This window comes from Nonomuraea sp. NPDC050153, from assembly GCF_044460125.1.
GTDB lineage: Bacteria > Actinomycetota > Actinomycetes > Streptosporangiales > Streptosporangiaceae > Nonomuraea.
The window spans coordinates 1-19,840 of sequence record NZ_JBITJQ010000001.1; the positions used below are offsets into that span (position 1 = coordinate 1).

Below are 19,840 nucleotides of genomic sequence, written 5' to 3' on the forward strand. Positions count from 1 at the left end.
ATCGGTAAGCCGTATGCGGGAAAACCGCACGTACGGAATTGAAAGGGGGATGGGGAACCGGGCCTTCACGGCACCGCGCCCCTGACTACCAATGGGGTTGAGGGAGCGGAAGAAGGAGCAGACGCGGCGGCGGATCGCCGAGGTGGCGCTGCGGTTGTTCGACGAGCGCGGCTACGACGCGGTGACCGTCAACGAGATCGCCGAGGCAGCCGGGGTCGCCAAGGTGACGCTGTTCAACTACTTCCCGACCAAGGACTGCCTCGTCACCGAAGGGGTCAAGGAGAACCTGGGCGCGATCGTGGCCGGGCGCGGGGAGGGGCGCTCGCCCCTCCAGGCTCTGCGCGAGCACTACCGGTCGATGGCCGCCCAGGGCGCGGGAGACCTGGACGTCGAGGCGCTGCTGGCCAGGGTCCGGGTGATCTCGTCGAGCCCGGCCCTGATGGGCGCGCTGCACGCCATGCACATGGGCGAGCGCTACGAGCTGGCCGAGGCCCTCGGGGAGGCCTGCCCGGGCGACGATCTGACGGCGCGGCTCATGGCCGGGCAGATCACGGCCGCCGTCACCACCGTCCAGGAGGCCTTCTTCCATCGCGTCGCGACGGGCGAGCCGCTGGAGGAGGCGGGCCGCCGCCTGGCGGATGACGTGGAGCTGGCCTTCGACCTCCTGGAGTACGGTCTCACGCACGTAAAAAAGGGGATAAATCATGAAAAAGGGGATCAACTATGATGTCGGGTTTCTTCCCGGCGACAGCCTGAGCCGTAAGTCGTTCCACATCGAGGACGTCGGGCGCGACCTGCGCACGATCGCGGAAGACCTGCACTGCGCGTCGGTGCGGATCTCCGGCCGCGACCCCGAGCGCGTCGAGGCGGCCGCCAGGGAGGCCGCGGCGGCCGGGCTGGAGATCTGGTTCGCCCCGTTCCCCGTGGACCTCACGCAGGACGAGATGCTGGAGGTCTTCGCGGACGCCGCCCGCCGCGCCGAGTCGGTACGCCGCGACGGCGCCGAGGTCGTGCTGGTCACCGGCTGCGAGATCACCGCCTTCGGCAAGGGCTTCATCGAGGGCGAGGGCTACGGCGACCGGCTCGGCACCCTGATGGCCGGCGACGTCGAGTGGTGGACGTCGCTGATGCGGATCATGCCGCGCTTCAACGGCTACCTGGCGAAGGTGGCCGAGACCGTCCGCCCGCTGTTCGGCGGCCGGCTGAGCTACGCCTCGGCGCCGTGGGAGCCGGTCGACTGGGCCCCGTTCGACGTGGCGGGCGTGGACGCCTACCGCGCCGCCTACAACGCCCACGGCTTCGCGGACGAGCTGCGCGCCCACTTCAAGCACGGCAAACCGGTCGCCGTGACGGAGTTCGGCACCTGCGCGTACCGCGGCGCGGGGGAGCAGGGCGGCTCGGCCTGGGTGGTGCCGGACGGCGCGGTACGCGACGAGGGCGAGCAGGTGCGTTACTTCACCGAGCTGATGGACCTCTTCGAGCAGGAGGGCGTGGAGACGGCGCTGTGGTTCACCTTCGCCGCCTTCAACCGGACCGGCGAGGCCGACCTGGGCTCCTACGGCGTGGTCAAGATGCTCGACGAACGGAGCTGGGAGCCCAAGGAGGTCTTCCGCGCCATGGCCGCTAGGTATTCGAGCAGCTGAAAATGGCCGTGCCGGGGAGGTGACGCCCGCGCAGCGGGCTCCAGCCGCCCCACACCCGCTCGTGCCCCTCCGGCCACTCGGGCTCCAGCAGCCCCGTGACGGTCAGCCCGGAGGCGGCCAGCAGGGTCACCCAGTCACCCATGGTGCGGTGGTGCTCGACGTACGTGACCGTGCCCCGTTCGTCCCGCTCCTCATAGGGGGAACGGTCGAAGTAGGACCGGTCGGACGTCAGCCCGCGCGGCCCCGGATCGTCCGGGAACGCCCACCGGATCGGGTGGCTCACCGAGAACACGAACCGGCCGCCCGGCCTGAGCACCCGCCGCACCTCGCGGAAGACGGCGAGCGGGTCGGCCACGAACGGCAACGCGCCGAACGCCGAGCAGGCCAGGTCGAAGGCGGCCGAGGCGAACGGCAGCGACTCGGCGTCGGCCTGCACCACGGGCACGCGCAGCCCCGTGTCGAGATCGATGCGCTGGGAGTGACGCAACTGCCGGTGGGAGACGTCGAAGGCGGCCACCTGCGCGCCCTGCGTCACCAGCCACCGCGCGCACTGCGCCGCGCCGCAGCCGATCTCCAGCACGCGCCGCCCGCGCACCTCGCCGAGCAGGCGCGCGTCGGCCTCGTCGACGCCCTCGGGGCACCACACGAACCCCGTGTCACGCAGGAACTCACCGTGTTCGAGCTGGTAGTCGTCGGCGTTGCCGTCCCACCACCGGCGGTTGGCCCGTGCGGAGGAGGAGAGCACTAGCGCATCTTGGGGCCGCGCGGCATACGCGCGCCCTTGGGCATGGGGCCCTTGGGCAGCGGCATGTTCTTCGGCAGCGAGCGCAGCCGGTCCTTGACCTCGTTGACCGCGGGCTTCTTCAGGTTGCGCGGCAGCTTCATCAGGTGGCGCTGCAGCTTGCCGAGCGGGATCTGCCCCTCGCCGTCACCGCACTGGATGTCGTAGATCTCGATGCCCAGCACCACGCGCGCGACCCGCTTCTTCTCGGCCGCCAGCATCTTCGCCACCCGGTTGCCCGGCCCCTCGGACACCAGCACGACGCCCGGATAGCCGACCACGAGGTGGATGAGGTCCTGGTCGCGGTTGACCGCGATGGCCGGGGTGACCTGCCAGTTGCCACGCATGCCCTGCAGCACCGCCGCCGCGGCGCCCGTCTGGCCGTGCAGGATCGAATATTGGGCCTTCTGGGCGAGCTGCCCGAAGACCACCAATCCGACCGTGAGCGCGGCCAGCACGCCGATGAACACCGAATACCACAAGTAGTCCGTGACCAGGCCGATCACGACGACCACAGCCAGCGTGCCCACCGCCGAGAGGAAGACGATGGGCAACCCCTTGGGGTTGGCCTGCTTGATGATCTGCGCGATCATGCGGAGCTGCTTGATGCGCCCCGGCTTCTCTGGATCCTCGGACTTTGCCATGCTCTGAAGGATACAAACCAACTGGTGCGGTAAGGAAAACGTGACCCGCTATTTCGCGCCGGGCTAGATCTTCACGGTCGCCGACAGGCGCGGATCGGCCGCGTGGCGGCCCGCCTCGACCGTGTGAACGCCCTCGACGGTCCGCCAGCCGCCCTCCTCCCAGACCTGGAAGGCCCGCTCGGGCAGGAACACGGTCGTGATCACCGTCTCCCCGGGCGCCGCCTCGACCACGTCGAACCCGGCCAGCGCCCTGTCGACGTAGACCTGCACCACCTCGCGGCCCGGGCGGTCGCCGGTGTTGGTGACCGCCACCGTCACGCTCGTGCCCTCGGCCGCGATCGAGTCGTACGACCAGGTCGTGTAGCCCAGGCCGTGCCCGAACCAGAACGCCGGCACGCGGCCCGAGCGCTCCCACGCCCGGTAGCCGATCGACGTGCCCTCCCCGTAGGCCACCACACCGTTCACCGGCGTCACGTCGGTCACGGGAGCGTCCTCCAGCCGCCGTGGCCACGTCGTGGGCAGCCGCCCGCCCGGCTCGGCGTCCCCGAACAGCACCTCCGCCAGCGCCGCGCCCGCCTCCTGCCCCGGGAACCAGGTGAGCAGCACCGCCGCCGCCTCCTCCGCCCACGGCAGCTCGACCGGCGAGCCCGCGTTGACCACCACGACGGTGCGGGGGTTGGCCGCGGCGACCGCGCGGATCAGCTCGTCCTGCCGTCCGGGCAGCCTGAGGTCCGCGCGGTCGAAGCCCTCGCTCTCCACCTCCTGCGTGGTCGCGGCCACGACCACCGCCACGTCGCACTCCGCCGCCACCCGCACGGCCTCGGCCATGAGCTCGTCCTCGCCGGGGCCGGGGTCCGCGTGACCCAGCGTGAAGGACACGTACGCCATCCCGCCGAACATCCCGGCCGGGTGCGTCACGATCACCTCGTACGCCCGCCCGGCCGTCATCGGCAGGCCGACCCGCCGCTCGGGCGGCGACAGGAACGCCACCGCCGGGTCGCCGCCGTCCAGGTCGATGCTCCCGTCGAGGACGGTCCGGCCGTCCACGGTGAGGGTGAAGGCGCCCACGCCCGCGACCGACAGCCGGTGCTCGCCCGAAACGTCCGGTGTGTACGTGGTACGCAGCCGCACCGCCGCCAGCCGGTCGCCGTCCACTCCCGGCGGCAACTGGCCGATCCACCGCGCCTCGGCCGTGGCCAGCGGCTGCTCCGACAGCACCGCCCCGCCGGCGTCCAGGAAGGCGGCCGTGGCCGGACCGGGGAGCGGGGACAGGCGGATCCGGGGGTCGGTGCCGAGCGCGTACCGGACCTCGGCCCGCTCGGCGATCCCCTGGAGCGGCGAGACGATCCGATCGGGGAAGACCTGGGCGCTCCCGCCGCCCATGACCCGGGCCTCCGCGGCGGCCGCCCCGATCACGGCGACCCTCCCGACCTGCTGGAACGGCAGGATGCCGGTGTTGGTGAGCAGGGTGAATCCGCGCGTGGCCACCTCGCGGGCCAGCGCCGCGCCGTCGACGGCGGGCCGGTCCCCGGAGACCGGCGCCTGCGCGCCACGCAGGGCGCCCACGCGGTGGGCCAGGCGCAGGACGCGGCGCACCCGATCGTCCACGACGGACTCGGGCACCCGCCCCTCCCGCACGGCGGCCGCCAGCTTCTCGCCCCACGGCCCGCGCGGGCCCGGCATGGCCACGTCGGTGCCGCCCAGCGCCGCGGCCTCGGTCGTCCGCACCGCCGTCCAGTCCGACACCACGAACCCGTCGAACCCCCACTCGCCCTTCAGCACCCCGTTCACCAGGTCGGCGTGCTCGGTCATGGTCGTGCCGTTCACCGAGTTGTAGGCGGTCATGAGCCCCCACGCCCCGGCCGCCACCACCCGCTCGAACGGCCGCAGATAGACCTCGCGCAGCGCCTTCTCGCTCACCCGGACGTCCACGGTGAAGCGGTCGGTCTCGAAGTCGTTGGCCACGAAGTGCTTCGGAGTGGTGGCCACCCCGCTCTCCTGGACGCCCTCGACGTAGGCGGCGCCGATCTCTCCCGTCAGATACGGGTCCTCGGAGAAGCACTCGAAATGCCGGCCGCCGAGCGGCGAGCGGTGCAGGTTGATCGTGGGGGCGAGGAGCACGTGCACGCCCTTGCGCCGGGCCTCCTGCGCCAGCAGCGCGCCCGCGCGGCGGACCAGGTCCACGTCCCAGGTGGCGGCCAGCGCGGTCGGGCTGGGCAGCGCGATCGAGGGATCGACCGCGCTCCACTGCTCGCCGCGTACGCCGATCGGGCCGTCACTCATGACGAGCCGGTCGAGACCGATCTCGGGCAGCGGCGGCAGCGACCACATGTCGGCCCCGGTGAGCAGGCGGATCTTGGTGCCGAGGTCGAGGCGCGCGATGAGTTCGTCGAAGTCCACGACCACAGTCTTCACCAGTTCGGGCCGGGGGCCCGGGAGGTGGCGAAGAACTCCAGGAGCTCGGGCGCCAGCGCCCCTGGGGCCACGTTGTGCGCCTGGCCCTCCAGGACGCGCCGTTCCGCGCCGGGCACGGCCGCCGCGACCGCCAGCCCCGCGTTCGACATCCACCGGGGGCTGTCCTCGCCGTTGAGCACCAGCGTCGGCTGCCTGACGGCCGCCAGCCGCCCGGTCGGCAGCGCGTTGCCCGGCCCCAGCACGGCGGCCTCGTAGGCGAGGGTGTGCGCCAGCGCCTCGACCTGCGGCCAGGACGGCTGCGCGCGCATCGCGGCCACCGCCTCCGGCGGCGCCTCGGCCGCCTCCGCCATGAACCGCTCGACGGCCTCGCCCCGCCGGCCCGCCCTCACCAGCGCGTCCAGCCGCGCGGCGAAGTCGTCCGGCAGCGGGGGCGCGCTGTCGTCCACGTGGTACGGCGGCTCCCACAGGGCCAGCTTCGAGATCGCCGGGTTCCGCGCCGCGGCCTCCAGCGCCAGCGCGGCCCCCGACGAGCCCCCGAACACCATCGCCGACCCGCCCGCCGCCTCGATGACCGCCGCCAGATCCTCGACCTCCCGCTCGACGGAGTACGGCAGGGTGTCCCCGCTGTCGCCGCGCCCCCTGCGGTCGTAGTCGTACACCGTGAACCACGGCGTCAGGGCGGCCGTCACGCCGGCCAGCGTGACGTGACCCCGCACCCCGAACGCGCCGTGGACCAGGACGACCGCGGGCCCCTCGCCGTACCGGTCGAAGGCGATGGCGGTCCCGTCTGACGAGGTCGCCCTGCCGCTCAGCCGGCCGGCTGCGCCAGGCACAGCGCCTCCCAGTGGTGGCCGTCGAGGTCGGCGAAGCCGCGCTGGTAGCGGATGCCGTCCTCCTGCTCGACGCCCGCCGGGGTGGCCCCGAGCGCCAGCGCCTTGTCGACCAGCTCGTCGACCTGGGCGGGGCTCTCCATGCCCAGCACCAGGACCGCCTCCGTGGTCTTGGCGGCGTCGGCGATCTCCTTCGTGACGTACGAGGCGAACGTCGGCTCGGTCAGCAGCATGACCTGGGTCTGCTCGCTGATGATCACCGACGCCATTCCCTCGGCCATGCCGAACAGGTTGAAGCCGAGCCCGGCGAAGAACTCCTTCGACCGCTCCAGGTCCTTGACCGGCAGATTGACGAACAGCTGCATCTTCCTCATCCCTTCCTTCGATCCGCCTTCAGTCTGCCGATCGAAGGGGACCCCGGTCTTGGACCTGGGTGCCAGGCGGGTTGACGTTCAGCGCACTGTGTTCGTCACTGTGCTCGTCATCGTGTTCGTCACCGCGTTCGCGCGCCGGTATTCGGCGGGCGGCATCCCGTACGCGCTCTTGAAGAGCCTGCTGAAGTGGGACGAGTCCGGCAGCCCCCACCGGGCCCCGATCTCGCTCACGGACCGGGTGCCGCCCTCGGCCAGCTCCGCGCGGCACCGTTCCAGCCGCCGCCGCCTGATCCAGGCGGCCACCGTGGTCTGCTGCGCCTCGAACAGCCGGTGCAGATAGCGCACGGAGACGTGGTGCGCGACGGCGACGGCGGCCGGGTCGAGGCCGACGTCGCCCAGCCGCTCCTCGATGAACGTGTGGATCTTCATCAGCAGCACGCGCTGCCGGGAGTCCTCCGGCAACGCCCGCGTCAGCTCGACGCGTTCGGCGACGGCGGTGCTGACCAGGTCCATCACGATGGTCGACAGCCTGGCGGCGCTGCCCGGCCGGTACGTCTCGAGATCCTCGGCCACCCGGCGCAGCAGCGGCACGGCCAGCGCGGCGGCTCCCGTCTCGGCGGCGATGGGGACGGCGGCGAGCGCGTCCACGGCGCCGGACGGCAGCGCGAGCATCTCGCGCGGGAAGCTGAACAGCGCGAGCCGCACCGCCGAGTCGTAGGCCAGCTCGTAGGGCCTGGTGAAGTCGTAGATCGCGAACTCGCCCCTGCCGAGCTGCGCGTCCCGCCCGTCCTGGGAGAGGCGGGGGCTGCCCTCCATAGCCATCACGACGCGGTACATCTCGGGGCTGTCGCGCTGGATCATGCCGGGGGTGCGGTGCACGCTGTGGGGCGTGGACGTGCGGATCCGGCCGACCGTCACCGGGCCCAGCCCGCCGGTCACGATCTCGCCCCGCAGCGGGGCGCCGGGGGCGATCCTGCAGTCGAGCGGGCCGAGCGTGTCACACACGATGCTCCGCCAGGCGTCGTGGCGTCGCTTGGCGGGCAGGTCACTCGTGCGGATCAGAACGGCCATGTCCGCTCCCGGGTCGGCTCCCCTGCCATGCTAGCCACGCCCTTCGGCATCGCGCGTCATCGTGCGGTGGGGTGGGTGTGAAGCAGCCCCGGAACCGGTCGGGCCCGGGGCTGGTGGATGTGGGGATCAGGCCGTCTGACGGGCCTCGATGGCCTGCTTGTAGAGGCGGCCCGCACGGTACGACGAGCGCACGAGCGGCCCCGACAGCACACCGGCGAACCCGATGGCCTCGGCCTCCGCCTGCAGCTCCACGAACTCCTCGGGTTTCACCCACCGCTCCACCGGGTGGTGGCGGGGCGTGGGCCGCAGGTACTGGGTGATGGTCAGCAGGTCGGTGCCGGCCGCGTGCAGGTCGCGCATGGCCTCGACGACCTCCTCGCGCGTCTCGCCCATGCCCAGGATCAGGTTGGACTTGGTGACCAGCCCGGCCTCGCGGGCCGTCGTGATCACCGCGAGCGAGCGCTCGTACCGGAACGCGGGACGGATCCGCTTGAAGATCCGCGGCACCGTCTCGACGTTGTGCGCGAACACCTCGGGCCGGCTGGAGAAGACCTCCTCCAGCTGGTCGCGGTTGCCGTTGAAGTCGGGCACCAGCAGCTCGACGCCGCACCCGGGCAGCAGCCCGTGGATCTGGCGCGCCGTCTCGGCGTAGAGCCAGGCGCCGCCGTCGGGCAGGTCGTCGCGGGCCACGCCGGTCACGGTCGCGTACTTCAAGCCCATCTGCTGCACGGACTCGGCCACGCGGCGCGGCTCGTCGCGGTCGTACTCCTTCGGCTTGCCCGTGTCGATCTGGCAGAAGTCGCAGCGGCGCGTGCACTGGTCGCCGCCGATGAGGAAGGTCGCCTCGCGGTCTTCCCAGCACTCGTAGATATTGGGACAGCCCGCCTCTTCACAGACCGTGTGCAGGCCCTCCCGGCGCACGAGCGATTTCAGCTCGGTGTATTCGGGGCCCGTCTTCAGCTTGGTCTTGATCCACGGGGGCTTGCGCTCGATAGGGGTTTCGGCGTTACGCACCTCCAGGCGGAGGAGCTTTCGGCCTTCAGGGGCAACGGTCACGTTCTCAGCTTACGTCTCCCGGAAATGCGGCCCGGCCGTGGGTCAGGAGATGAGGCCGAAGCCGCGGATCGCGCGCTTGTAATGGGCGAGCAGTTCCTCGTCGACGCGTTCGGACTCATGGGTGCCGAGCAGCTCCGAGTGCGGGGGAGTGGTGAGCACGCCGTCGTCGGTGAGCCTGGAGCGGGCCAGCGCGCCCTGCCTGATGGCCACCACGCTCTCGCCGCGCAGCGCCGCCGCCTGGATCGGCGCCAGGTAGCCGCCGCTCGCCAGCTCGTCGAGCTCCGCGAGGTCCTGTCCGGAGGCGGCCCGCCGGGCCAGCTTCCGCTGCCGGGTCAGGGTACGGCTCTCGCCGGCGCGGGCGAGCCGGGTCAGCGCGTACCGGATCAGCAGCACGGGCCCGCCGAGCACCCGCCCGAGCAGGCGGCCGAACATCCCCGCCACCTCGTACGTCGTCCCCGGCTGGTCCACCGCGCCCAGCGAGGAGGCCGCGATCTTGGTCTGGGCCTCCTCCCTGATCCGCAGCGGTTCGGCCCCCATCAGCGCGTCCCGCCACGCCTCCAGCGTGAACAGCGCCCCGCTCACGACGAGCTCGCCACCGGTCGGCACCCGCGCGTACGCCGTGGCCAGCAGGGCGACCCGCTGCCTGGGCGGCAGCGCCAGCCACAGCGGCAGGCCGATCACCAGGACGGGGGTACGCAGCGGGCCCACGCGGTCGTAGCGCGTCCCGGGCGCCAGGTCCATGACGGCGACCTTCCTCGGCCGCCGGACGCCGACCCGGTCGGCCACGCGCTCCGCGGCGCCGTACAGCTCCGACGCCGACGAGCGGTCGAGCACCTCGGCGTCGGCGGGCAGGCCGCCCAGGCGGGGCCGCAGCGCCCACCCGATGGCCAGGCTCGCGCCGCCGAACAGCCACGCGAGCACGGAGTCCAGGTGCCCCAGGATCAGCCATGCGCCGAGCGCGACGAAGCCGAGCGTCAGCAGGTGGACCAGAAGGGCGAGCAGGAGAGCGAGGACACGCTTCACACGGCTGATCGTAAGCCGTGGGTCATCTGCGGAGAAGGTCCTCTTCGTGGAGGTCGTACGACTCCATGCCGAGGGCCTCGGCCAGCCGTTTCTCGGCGATCGGCATGACCTCCTCCACCACGATGCGGCGGCCGGTCTCCGCCGAGAGCGAGGAGACGCCCACGTCGGGGATGCCGCACGGCGCGATGCGGTTGAACCAGCGGGGGTCGTTGGCGCAGTTGAGCGCGAAGCCGTGCATGGTGACGCCCCGGGCCACGCGCAACCCGACCGCGCCGAGCTGGCGGTCGGGCAGTCCCAGGCTGGGATCGCCGACCGCCCAGACGCCCCCGCGCCCCCGCACCTGTCTCGCCGTGACGCCGAAGTCGGCGCAGATCTGGATCATGGCCTCAGCGAGACGGCAGGCGTACGCGGTGACGTCGGTGACGCCGACGATCGGGTACGCCACGAGCTGCCCGGGGCCGTGCCAGGTCAGCCGCCCGCCCCGGTCGACGTCGACGACCGGCGTGCCGTCGGCCGGACGCTCGTGCGGGGCGGTGCGCCTGCCCGCGGTGTAGACGGGCGCGTGCTCAAGGAACAGGACGGTGTCGCTCAGCTCTCCGGCGACCCGCTTGCCGTGCACCCAGCGCTGCAGCGACCAGGCCTGCTCGTAGGGGACGTCGACGCCGAGGCGGACGATGGCGAGTGCGTGGGGATCGTCCCCGTGGATGGGGCGCATGAGCCTATTGTGCCGGTCCCGCACCCGCGAAGGGTAATCAGGGGGTCAGGAGTCGTGGCTCGATCCTGAACTCCTTGACCCCGCCGGCCCCGTCGCTCTCCACCCGGTAGGCGTAGCCGCCCGGCTCGACGGTCACCGCCTGGATGAACTCGGTGCCGACGTAGTGGAGCCCCACGCCCTCGTCGGCGGCGTAGCCGGAGGGCAGCTCGCCGCCGGCCACCGACCGCTGCAGCAGCGGTCGGCGCTGCGGGTCGGAGTCGTAGTGGACGCCGCACGAGTAGGGCAGCAAGCCCATGCCCTCGGCCCACACGCGCAGCTCGGGCCCGAAGGAGTCGGTGTTGCCGCCGACGTGCCAGCACAACGCGCCCGCGCTCTGGCCGGACAGCACCACCCCGGCCCGCCACGCCTCCTCCAGCGCCTCGTCATAGCCGTGCAACCGCCACAGCGCCATCAGGTTGGCCACACTGCCGCCGCTGACATAGATCATGTCCTGATCGAGCAGCCACGCCCGGGGATCGTCGACATTGGGCATCGGGAACACGGTGAGGTGGCTCAACTCGACGTCCCACCCGGCGAAGGCGCCGTACATCTTCAGGATCCAGTCGTCCGAGTCGCCCAGCGCGGTGGCGACCAGGCCCAGCTTCGGCCGGTCCTGCCCGGTCAGGTCGAGCCCGTAACGCAGCAGCGGGCTGGCCTCCACGAAGCTGTAGCGCGTGCTCGGGCGGAACGATCCGCCCCCGATGGCGAGGATGTGTGACTGTCCTGACCGGCTCATGTCAAGATTCTCCCACCTGTTGAAGACGAACGGCTCCTCAGAGTACGGCGCTCAGCGCCTCGTCGAGGCGGGTATGGGCGAAGACATACCCGCTGTCGAGCAGCTTCTTCGGCTCGACGCGATGGCCGGGCAGCAGCGCCTCGCGGGCGAACTCGCCGAGCCCCGCAGACAGCGCGAAGCCGGGCACCGGGATCGGCACAGTGCCCCTACGCAGGGCTTTTCCGAGCGCGCGGGTGAATTCGGCGTTGGTCACGGGCGAGGGCGAGGTGAAATTGACCGGCCCTGTCATGTCACGATTTTTCAAGACATGCACCGCGGCCCCGACCCAGTCGTCCACCGTGATCCACGACCAGTACTGCTTCCCCGACCCGAGCGGCGCCCCCAGCCCGATCCTGAAGATCGGCAACATCCGCCCCAGCGCCCCGCCCTTGCCGCTGAGCGCCAGCCCGGTCCGCATCTGCGCGGTCCTGACCCCGGCCTCACCCGCCCGCCTGGCCTCGCTCTCCCAGCGCGCGCACAGGTCCGCCAGGAAGCCGCGGCCCTTGCCCTGACCCTCGTCGATCACCTGGTCGCCGGTGTCGCCGTAGAAGTCGACCCCGGAGGCGGACAGCAGCACCTCCGGCTTGTCGGACAGCGCGCCGAGCGCGTCGACGAGCACCCTCGTGCTCTGGATCCGGCTGGCGACGAGCTCCCGCTTGTACGCCGGGGTCCACCGCCGGTCGCCGACCGACGCCCCCGCCAGGTGCACGACCGCCTGCGCCCCTTCGAGCGCGGCCCGGTCGATCGCCTGCTCGGCCGGGTCCCAGAACGCCTCGTCGGCCGCGCGCGGCCGACGCCGCACCAGCCTGACGACCTCCCACCCCTCGGCCCGCAACGCCGGAACCAGCGCCGACCCGAGCAACCCCGACGCCCCCGTCACGATGATCGCCATAGGCCCACAGTACGCCCGCCCCCACGTCGCGGGGCGGGAGCCGCGCCCAGGCCCGCAGACCCCGACGGGCAACCCCCATGGCAGTCCCCGGGCAGACGAACGGCCGGGCGGCCCCGGAAGGGAGCCGCCCGGCCGCAACGCCCTGGTTACGCCAGGCCGAGCTGGGCCTCGAAGCGGCCCTCCTCCAGACGGCGCTTGACCGTCGTGAGGAAGCGGGCCGCGTCCGCGCCGTCCACCAGGCGGTGGTCGTACGTCAGCGCCAGGTAGACCATCGACCGCACCGCGATGACCTCGCCCTCAGCCGTGTCGATCACGACGGGCCGCTTGACGACGGAGCCGGTGCCCAGCATGCCGACCTGCGGCTGGTTGAGGATCGGCGTGTCGAACAGCGCCCCGCGGCTGCCGGTGTTGGTCAGCGTGAACGTGCCGCCGGTGATCTCGTCCGGGGTCACCTTGTTGGCGCGCGTGCGCTCGGCCAGGTCGGCCGTCTTGCGGGCCAGCCCGGCGAGGTTGAGGTCGCCGGCGTTCTTGATGACCGCCGCGATCAGGCCGCGCTCGGTGTCGACCGCGATGCCCAGGTGCTCGACGTCGAAGTACGTGACCTCCATGGTCTCGTTGTTGATCGTCGCGTTGAGCTTCGGGTGCTGCTTGAGCGCCTCGATGGCGGCCATCTCGAAGAACGGCATGAACGACAGCTTCACGCCCTCGCGGCGCAGGAAGTCGGCCTTCGCCCTGTCGCGCAGCCGCGCGATCTTGGTGACGTCGACCTCGACCACGGTGGTGAGCTGCGCCGCCGTCTGCAGCGACTCGACCAGCCGCTTCGACATCGTCTGCCGCAGCCGCGTCATCTTCTCCGTGCGGCCCCGCAGCGTCGTGTCGACCTCCACGGGCTCCGGAGCCGCGGAGACCGGCGCCTGCGCGGCGGGAGCGGCGGCGGGCGCCGACTGGGCGGCGACCGGAGCCGGAGCCGCGGCCGGGGCGGCCTGGGCCGCGGCGGCCTTCTCGCGCTGGGTCTTGGCGGCCTCCAGCACGTCCTGCTTGCGGATGCGGCCGCCGACGCCGGTGCCGTTGATCGCGTCGAGGTCGACGCCGTGCTCGTTGGCCAGCTTGCGCACCAGCGGCGTCACGTACGGGCTCTCACCCGACGGCAGCGGCGCGGGCTCCGCGACCGGGGGAGCGGCCTGCGGGGCGGGGGCCGCGACCGGGGCGGGCGCCGGGGCGGGGGCCGGGGGAGCCGGCTGCGGGATCGACGAGACCGGGGGAGCCGGGGCGGGCTCGGGCTGCGGAGCCGCAGCCGGAGCCGGGGCGGCGCTCACCACCGGGGCCGCCTCGGGCGCCGGGGCGGCGGCGGCCGCCTGGCCCTTCTCGTCGATGACGGCGAGCTCGGCCCCGACCTCGACCGTCTCGTCCTCAGCCACGACGATCTTCGTGAGGACACCCGCGGCCGGGGACGGGATCTCGGTGTCGACCTTGTCGGTGGACACTTCGAGGAGCGGCTCGTCGGCCTCGACGCGCTCGCCCTCCTTCTTCAGCCAACGGGTTACGGTGCCCTCGGTCACGCTCTCGCCGAGCTGGGGCATTTGTACGGAGACCGGCATCGTTATTCTTCTCTCGCGTTCTGATCTCGAGGGCTTGGACTAGTTGTGTACGTGCAGCGGCTTGCCGGCCAGGGCCAGCATCGCCTCACCCATGGCCTCGGACTGGGTCGGGTGTGCGTGGATGAGCTGGGCGACCTCTGCGGGCAGCGCCTCCCAGTTGTAGATCAGCTGCCCCTCCGTGACGAGCTCGCCGATGCGCCGGCCCACCATGTGGACACCGACGACCGGGCCGTCCTTCTGGGCGATGACCTTCACGGCGCCCGAGGTGCCGAGGATCTGGCTCTTGGGGTTTCCCGCGAGGTCGTAGACCTGCTCGACGATCTCGATGCCGCGCTCGGCCGCCTGCGCCGACGTGAGCCCGACCGAGGCCACCTCGGGATCGGAGTAGGTGATGCGCGGCACGCCCGCGTAGTCGATGGGCGGCGGGTTGAGACCGGCGATGTGCTCGGCCACCATGATCCCCTCCGCGAATCCGGCGTGCGCGAGCTGCAGCGTCGGGATGAGGTCGCCGATGGCGTAGACGCCCGGCACGGAGGTCAGGCAGTGCTCGTCGACCACGACCGCGCCGCGCTCGATGGCGATGCCCTGCTCCTCGAAGCCCATGCCCGCCGACACCGCGCCGCGACCGACCGCGACGAGCAGCAGCTCGGCGTCGAGGGTCTTGCCGTTGGCCAGGGTGACGACCACACCCGTCTCGGTGGTCTTGGCGCCGTCGAAGAAGACGCCCAGCTCGTACTTGATGCCGCGGCGGCGGAAGGCCCGCTCCAGCAGCTTGGAGCTGGACTCCTCCTCGGTGGGCAGCAGGTGCGGCAGCGCCTCGACGATCGTCACCTCGGCCCCGAACGAGCGGTAGACGCTCGCCAGCTCGACGCCGATCACGCCGCCGCCCAGCACGATGACCGACGTGGGCACGCGGTCCATCTTCAGGGTGTGCTCGCTGGTGATGACGCGCTCGCCGTCGATCTCCAGGCCCGGCAGCGACTTGGGCGCCGAGCCGGTGGCCAGGACGAGGTTGCGGCCCTCGACGACCTGCGAGCCCACCTGGACGCGGTTGGGGCCGACCAGGCGGCCCTCGCCCTCGACGATCGTCACGCCCGCGCCCTTGAGCAGGCCCTGCACGCCCTTCCAGGCCCGCGTCACGATCTTGTCCTTGAACGCGTGCACGCCCTGCACGTCGATGCCGTCGAAGCGCGCCTTGACGCCGTACGACTCGCTCTCGCGGGTCTCGTCGGCGACCTCGGCGGAGTGGAGCAGGGCCTTCGTGGGGATGCATCCCCTGTGGAGGCAGGTGCCGCCGATCTTGTCCTTTTCGATCAGCGCGACCGACTTGCCCAGCTCAGCCGCCCGAAGCGCGCAGGCGTAACCGCCGCTGCCGCCACCTAGGACGACGATGTCATAGGCCACAGGAAGGCTCCTTGTCGGGGTGTTCGTGATGCCGTCATCTTTTCATTTGTTTCAGATGCTCGCGTGCCGCTCTGCGAGTCCGATGAGGGTCCGGGTGATGGCACCCGTGCCGCCCTTCGGGGTGTAACCGTACGGCTCGCCCTTGTTGAAGGCGGGGCCGGCCATGTCGATGTGGGCCCAGCGCACGCCGTCGGGCACGAACTCCTTCAGGAAGATGCCCGCCGCCAGCATGCTGCCCCATCGCTCCGGCTGGAGGTTGGCGATGTCGGCGATCGGCGAGTCGAGGCCCTTGCGCAGCTCCTCGGGCAGCGGCATGCCCCACGCGCCCTCGCCCGCCGCCTTCGCGGCCTCGACGACCAGCTCCCTGGCGGCGTCGTCGTTGGCCATGACGCCGGCCGTGCGCCAGCCGAGCGCGACGATCTGCGCGCCGGTGAGCGTGGCCACGTCGACGATCAGGTCGGGCTCGTCCTGGGCGGCCCTGGCGATGCCGTCCATGAGCACCAGGCGGCCCTCGGCGTCGGTGTCGAGCACCTCGACGGTCTTGCCGCTGTAGCTGTGGATGACGTCGGAGGGGCGCTGCGCGGTGCCGCTCGGCAGGTTTTCGGCCAGACAGAGGTAGCCGACGGCGTTGACCGGAAGGCCGAGCCTGGCGATGCCGATCATGGCGCCGAGCACCGCGCCCGCGCCGCCCATGTCGGACTTCATCCAGTCCATCGAGGCCGACGGCTTGAGCGACAGGCCGCCGGAGTCGAAGGTGATGCCCTTGCCCACGAACGCCAGCCGCTTGCCGGCCTCGGGGTGGGTGTAGGAGAGGCGGACCAGGCGCGGCGGGTTGGCGGAGCCCTGGCCGACGCCGATGAGGCCGCCGTAGCCGCCGTCCTTGAGCTGCTTGTCGTCGAGCACCTCGACGCTCAGCCCCGACTTGGCGCCCTCCTGCTCGGCGATCTCGGCGAACTTGGCCGGCCACAGGTCGGACGGGGGTGTGTTGACCAGGTCGCGGACCAGTGCCACCGAGTCGGCCAGCACGCCCGCGCGCTCGGCCACGCCGTCGGGCTGGCCGGAGACCACGGTGAGCTCGGCGACCGGCGCCTTCTGCTCGCCGTTCGTGCGGTAGCGGGCGAAGCCGTACGCGCCGAGCAGGCCGCCGAGCGCGACCGCCTCGGCCTCCTCGGGCGTGCCGGCGGGCAGGGCGAGCGCGGCCCTGGAGGTGCCGGCGAGCGACCGTACGGCGGCGCCGGCGGCGCGGCGCAGGCCCTCGGCGTCGGGGGAGTCGCCCAGACCCACCGCGACCAGCAGCGGGGCGGCGATGGCGCCGAACGTGGGAAGCTTGGCCACCTCGCCGGCCTTGCCGGTGAAGGCGACGGCGCCGAGCGAGTCGGCGAGCTTGCCCCCGAAGGCGGCCTCGAGCGACTCGGCGCCCGTGGCGGCGCGGGGGCCGTCCTGTCCTGACCTGAAGCCGACGATCAACGCGTCGGTGTCGATGGAGACTGGATCTGCTGAGTTCAGCCGCACAGTGGTCACGTAAACCGATGCTATCCAGGTCTTCTGCGTACTCACAAACAGGGGTTCATCCCACCAATCGCGCGTAATGAGGAATGGTGCTAGTGTCATTAGCACCATGCTGCTGACGCTCGATCTCAACGACGCCCGGCCCCTGCACGAGCAGGTGGCCGGAGCCATTCGCCGCGCCATCGGCGAGGGCTCTTACCGGCCCGGTGACCGCCTGCCGCCGGCCCGCGACCTGGCCCAGGTGCTCGGCATCAACCCCAACACCGTGCTGCGCGCGCTGCGCGACCTGCGGGACGAGGGGCTGCTGGAGTTCAGGAGGGGCCGGGGGGTCAGCGTCGCCGGGCGTGCCGACGGGCGGGCCCTGCTCGCGCAACGTGCGCGCGAGTTGCTGGAGGAGGCCCGCAGGCACGGCTACGACCGCGACGACCTCATCGCCATTTTGGAGGAGCTGCCGTGAATCCCCGAGTCACCACCGCCATGTGGGGGCTGTTCGTCATCGCCGCGCAGCTCGCGCTGCCGCTGGCTCTGCGGGACCGGCTGCCCGACCCGCTGGCCACGCGCTGGAACCTGGGCGGCCAGGCCTACCGCTCGATGCCCTTGACCGCGTACATCGTGGTCACGGTCCTGATCTGGGCGGTGCTCTGGCTGGTCGCTCTGGCCGCGTCCGAGCGGGCCACGGCCCGCAGGCCGAGCCGGACGGTGTGGTGGGGCGGTCTGTCCGGGCTGGGCGTGCTCGCGCTCGGCGTCAACGTCACGACCGTGCTCGCCAACCTCGACGCGCCCGGCTGGACCGCGGCCCGGCTGCCCGTCTGGCAGGTCCTCGCGGTCGTCGCGGCCGGGATCGGCGTCGCCCTGCTCACGGGATACCTGCGCAGGGGCGACCCCGACCGGCAGGATCCCGCCGGCCCGGTCCCGCCCCGCCTGCGGCTCAGGGCGGGCCGGCGCACCGTGTGGGTCGGCCACGCCGCCAACCGGTGGCTGGCGCTGCTCCCGGCCGTCGCCCTGGCCGCCGTCCTGGTGCTGGGCCCGCTCTACCTCACCGGCCTCGTGACCGGTGCGTGGGCCATGTCGGCCCTGCCCGGGCTCGTCATCGTGCTGGTGGTCGGAGTGCTGACCTCGTCCGTCTCGGTGCAGGTCGGCGACGGCCGGGTCGCCGTCCACCTCGGGCCGCTCGGCTGGCCGGCCCGCAGGATCCCCCTGGCGCGGATCGAGTCGGCCTGGTCGGAGACGCGCCATCCGGCCGAGGTCGGGGGCTGGGGCATCCGCGGGCTGCCAGGAAGCTCGACCATCATGTTGCGTGGCGGCGAGTGCCTGGTCCTCCGCTACCGCTCCGGCGGCCGGCTCGCGATCAGCATCGACGACGCCGAACGCGGCGCATCCCTCATCAACGCCCTCATCGCAGAGCGAGTGGAGAAATGAAAAGACCCCTCCTCATCTTCATCGTCCTGGCCTTCGGGCTGTCGTGGGCGGCCGCGCTGCCCCTCTGGTTCGCCGGCGGGATCGGCTCGCCGCTGCTGCGGCCGCTGGCCACGCTGATGATGTTCACCCCGTCGGTGGGGGTGCTCGGCGTGTGGGCGGTCACGCGCACCCCGTTCCGTGAGTGGGCCAGGCAGACCGGGCTCACGCTGGGCGAGCGCAAGGGACGCACGGGCGTCCTCATCCTGACCGCCTGGCTCGGGATGCCGCTGCTGCTGCTCCTGGCGGGGGGCCTCAGCGCGGCCGTCGGGCTGTTCGCGGTGGACCTCGACGACTTCAGCCTGTTCAAGGTGGTGCTGCGGGCCCAGGGCGTGGGCGTGCCCGAGAGCCTCAGCACGGCGATCGTGCTGCAGATCGTGATCGCCGCGGTCGCCGGGCCCGTGCTGAACGCGATCCCCGCGCTGGGGGAGGAGTGGGGCTGGCGGGGCTGGCTGCTGCCGCGGCTCGTCTCCACCAACGGCATGCTCCTCGGACTGGTCTACACCGGCGTCATCTGGGGCCTCTGGCACGCCCCGCTCACCCTCCTGGGCTACAACTACCCGCGGCTCAGCTCCTGGGCGGCGCTGTTCTTCGTCGGCTTCTGCGTCCTGTTCGGGGTGCTGATCGGGTGGCTGCGGCTGCGCACGGGCAGCGTGTGGCCGTCCGTCGTGGCCCACGGCTCGCTCAACGCCGTCGCCCAGTCCGTCCTGCTGTTCGGCGACGCCGCCGCGCCGCCCAACGAGGTGCTGGTCGGCCTGACCGGCCTGGTGGGCTGGGTCCTCATGGCGGTCATCGGCGCGGCCCTGCTCCGCTTCTATCCGGTACGCGTGCCGCAGCCGGTCGCCTGACCTTCGATCCCGGGGGCGCTCAGCCGAGGATCGCGCACACGGCCAGTGTGGTGGCCGTGGCCGCCTCGACCAGCGCCCCCAGCACGTCACCGGTGATCCCGCCGAGGCGCCGCCGCGCGTGCCCGAGCAGCAGCAGGGCGGCACCGAGCCCGGCGACCAGGCCGAGCGGCAGCACGGCCTCCCCGGTGAGGCCCAGGCAGATGGCGGCGGTGCCGAGAAGGGCGGCCAGGGTGACGAGCAAGGGGGCGGGGCGGCGTACCGTGCCCGCGACCATCGCGCCGAGCCCTTCCGGCCGGGCGGCGGGGACGCTCTCCCGACAGGCCCAGGTCAGCGCCAGCCGTCCGGCCACGCAGGCCGTCACCAGCGCCGCGTAGCCGGCCCCGGCCGCCGCGGCGACCTGGACGAGCAGCGTCAGCAGCAGCGTCATCACGCCGAACGGCCCGATGTCCGACTTTTTCATGATGTCTAGCGCCTGGGCGGCCGGTTTGCCGCTGCCCAGCCCGTCCGCCAGGTCGGCGAGCCCGTCCAGGTGCAGCCCCCGGGTCAGCACGGCCAGCAGCCCGACCGCCAGCGCCGCTCCCAGCAGCGGCGGGCCGGGCAGGAGCAACGGCAGCCCGGCGAGGAGGCCGAGCGCGAGCCCGATGGCGGGGGCCAGCGTCATCGCCTGCCCCGCGACCTCCCGATCCACCCGCTCCACGTGAACCGGGAACACGCTGAGAGTGCCGATCGCGAACGACAGCCCGTGCGGAAGGCGCATATCCGACGATC

At 72.3% G+C, this 19,840-nt stretch carries 20 protein-coding genes; 5 read left to right on the plus strand and 15 right to left on the minus strand.

Annotation, left to right across the window (positions count from 1 at the left end):
• Positions 1-91: 91 nt before the first annotated feature.
• Both ACIBQ1_RS00005 and ACIBQ1_RS00010 read left to right on the plus strand, forming a co-directional pair.
• Entirely contained in the window at positions 92-727 is a 636-nt protein-coding gene (locus ACIBQ1_RS00005) for a TetR/AcrR family transcriptional regulator (RefSeq protein ID WP_397273696.1), read from the plus strand.
• Positions 705-1,643, plus strand: coding sequence for a hypothetical protein (locus tag ACIBQ1_RS00010; protein WP_397273697.1), 939 nt, complete (start codon positions 705-707; stop codon positions 1,641-1,643). Before ACIBQ1_RS00005 ends, ACIBQ1_RS00010 begins: the two co-directional genes overlap by 23 nt.
• Here ACIBQ1_RS00010 and ACIBQ1_RS00015 read toward each other — a convergent pair.
• The 14 genes from ACIBQ1_RS00015 to ACIBQ1_RS00080 all read right to left on the minus strand — a co-directional run bounded on the left by ACIBQ1_RS00015 (position 1,624) and on the right by ACIBQ1_RS00080 (position 16,781).
• On the minus strand, positions 1,624-2,388 hold the full coding sequence (locus ACIBQ1_RS00015) for a class I SAM-dependent methyltransferase (protein ID WP_397273698.1): 765 nt from the start codon (positions 2,386-2,388) through the stop codon (positions 1,624-1,626). The two genes, ACIBQ1_RS00010 and ACIBQ1_RS00015, sit on opposite strands and share 20 nt — an antisense overlap.
• Positions 2,388-3,068, minus strand: a complete 681-nt coding sequence (locus ACIBQ1_RS00020; protein WP_355390292.1) for a DUF4191 domain-containing protein — start codon at positions 3,066-3,068, stop codon at positions 2,388-2,390. The genes ACIBQ1_RS00015 and ACIBQ1_RS00020 overlap by 1 nt, the downstream gene beginning before the upstream one ends.
• Before the next feature lie 63 nt (positions 3,069-3,131).
• Positions 3,132-5,468, minus strand: a complete 2,337-nt coding sequence (locus ACIBQ1_RS00025) for a glycoside hydrolase family 3 protein (protein WP_397273699.1) — start codon at positions 5,466-5,468, stop codon at positions 3,132-3,134.
• Between the two features lie 11 nt (positions 5,469-5,479).
• Positions 5,480-6,316, minus strand: coding sequence for an alpha/beta fold hydrolase (locus ACIBQ1_RS00030; RefSeq protein WP_397273700.1), 837 nt, complete (start codon positions 6,314-6,316; stop codon positions 5,480-5,482).
• Positions 6,292-6,687: a VOC family protein gene (locus tag ACIBQ1_RS00035; protein ID WP_397273701.1), complete on the minus strand. Its 396-nt coding sequence runs from the start codon at positions 6,685-6,687 to the stop codon at positions 6,292-6,294. The genes ACIBQ1_RS00030 and ACIBQ1_RS00035 overlap by 25 nt, the downstream gene beginning before the upstream one ends.
• 78 nt (positions 6,688-6,765) lie before the next feature.
• Complete coding sequence (locus ACIBQ1_RS00040) at positions 6,766-7,758, minus strand: helix-turn-helix domain-containing protein (protein WP_397273702.1); 993 nt, start codon at positions 7,756-7,758, stop codon at positions 6,766-6,768.
• A gap of 126 nt (positions 7,759-7,884) precedes the next feature.
• Positions 7,885-8,814, minus strand: coding sequence for a lipoyl synthase (lipA, locus tag ACIBQ1_RS00045; protein WP_350728831.1), 930 nt, complete (start codon positions 8,812-8,814; stop codon positions 7,885-7,887).
• A 42-nt stretch (positions 8,815-8,856) separates the two neighbouring features.
• Positions 8,857-9,837: a M48 family metallopeptidase gene (locus ACIBQ1_RS00050; RefSeq protein ID WP_397273703.1), complete on the minus strand. Its 981-nt coding sequence runs from the start codon at positions 9,835-9,837 to the stop codon at positions 8,857-8,859.
• A gap of 22 nt (positions 9,838-9,859) precedes the next feature.
• Positions 9,860-10,552 (minus strand): lipoyl(octanoyl) transferase LipB, encoded by a 693-nt coding sequence (gene lipB / locus ACIBQ1_RS00055; RefSeq protein WP_397273704.1) that lies wholly within the window; start codon positions 10,550-10,552, stop codon positions 9,860-9,862.
• A 37-nt stretch (positions 10,553-10,589) separates the two neighbouring features.
• Positions 10,590-11,327 carry a Type 1 glutamine amidotransferase-like domain-containing protein gene (locus ACIBQ1_RS00060; RefSeq protein WP_397273705.1) on the minus strand — a complete coding sequence of 246 codons (738 nt, stop codon included), beginning with the start codon at positions 11,325-11,327 and terminating at the stop codon, positions 10,590-10,592.
• Between the two features lie 37 nt (positions 11,328-11,364).
• Complete coding sequence (locus ACIBQ1_RS00065) at positions 11,365-12,258, minus strand: TIGR01777 family oxidoreductase (protein WP_397273706.1); 894 nt, start codon at positions 12,256-12,258, stop codon at positions 11,365-11,367.
• 146 nt (positions 12,259-12,404) lie between these two features.
• On the minus strand, positions 12,405-13,856 hold the full coding sequence (gene sucB / locus ACIBQ1_RS00070; RefSeq protein WP_397273707.1) for a 2-oxoglutarate dehydrogenase, E2 component, dihydrolipoamide succinyltransferase: 1,452 nt from the start codon (positions 13,854-13,856) through the stop codon (positions 12,405-12,407).
• A gap of 39 nt (positions 13,857-13,895) precedes the next feature.
• Positions 13,896-15,260, minus strand: a complete 1,365-nt coding sequence (gene lpdA / locus ACIBQ1_RS00075) for a dihydrolipoyl dehydrogenase (protein WP_397273708.1) — start codon at positions 15,258-15,260, stop codon at positions 13,896-13,898.
• A gap of 51 nt (positions 15,261-15,311) precedes the next feature.
• Positions 15,312-16,781: a leucyl aminopeptidase gene (locus ACIBQ1_RS00080; RefSeq protein WP_397273709.1), complete on the minus strand. Its 1,470-nt coding sequence runs from the start codon at positions 16,779-16,781 to the stop codon at positions 15,312-15,314.
• A gap of 97 nt (positions 16,782-16,878) precedes the next feature.
• Here ACIBQ1_RS00080 and ACIBQ1_RS00085 point away from each other — a divergent pair, with 97 nt between their 5' ends.
• The 3 genes from ACIBQ1_RS00085 to ACIBQ1_RS00095 are packed head-to-tail and all read left to right on the plus strand — an operon-like array spanning position 16,879 to position 19,072.
• The gene (locus ACIBQ1_RS00085) at positions 16,879-17,226 is read left to right on the plus strand and encodes a GntR family transcriptional regulator (RefSeq protein ID WP_397273710.1); all 348 of its coding nucleotides are present in this window, start codon (positions 16,879-16,881) and stop codon (positions 17,224-17,226) included.
• The gene (locus ACIBQ1_RS00090) at positions 17,223-18,188 is read left to right on the plus strand and encodes a hypothetical protein (RefSeq protein ID WP_397273711.1); all 966 of its coding nucleotides are present in this window, start codon (positions 17,223-17,225) and stop codon (positions 18,186-18,188) included. The genes ACIBQ1_RS00085 and ACIBQ1_RS00090 overlap by 4 nt, the downstream gene beginning before the upstream one ends.
• On the plus strand, positions 18,185-19,072 hold the full coding sequence (locus tag ACIBQ1_RS00095; RefSeq protein ID WP_397273712.1) for a CPBP family intramembrane glutamic endopeptidase: 888 nt from the start codon (positions 18,185-18,187) through the stop codon (positions 19,070-19,072). Before ACIBQ1_RS00090 ends, ACIBQ1_RS00095 begins: the two co-directional genes overlap by 4 nt.
• A 19-nt stretch (positions 19,073-19,091) precedes the next feature.
• Here the strand turns inward: ACIBQ1_RS00095 and ACIBQ1_RS00100 are convergent, their stop codons facing one another.
• Positions 19,092-19,829: an adenosylcobinamide-GDP ribazoletransferase gene (locus ACIBQ1_RS00100; protein WP_397273713.1), complete on the minus strand. Its 738-nt coding sequence runs from the start codon at positions 19,827-19,829 to the stop codon at positions 19,092-19,094.
• Positions 19,830-19,840: the final 11 nt, after the last annotated feature.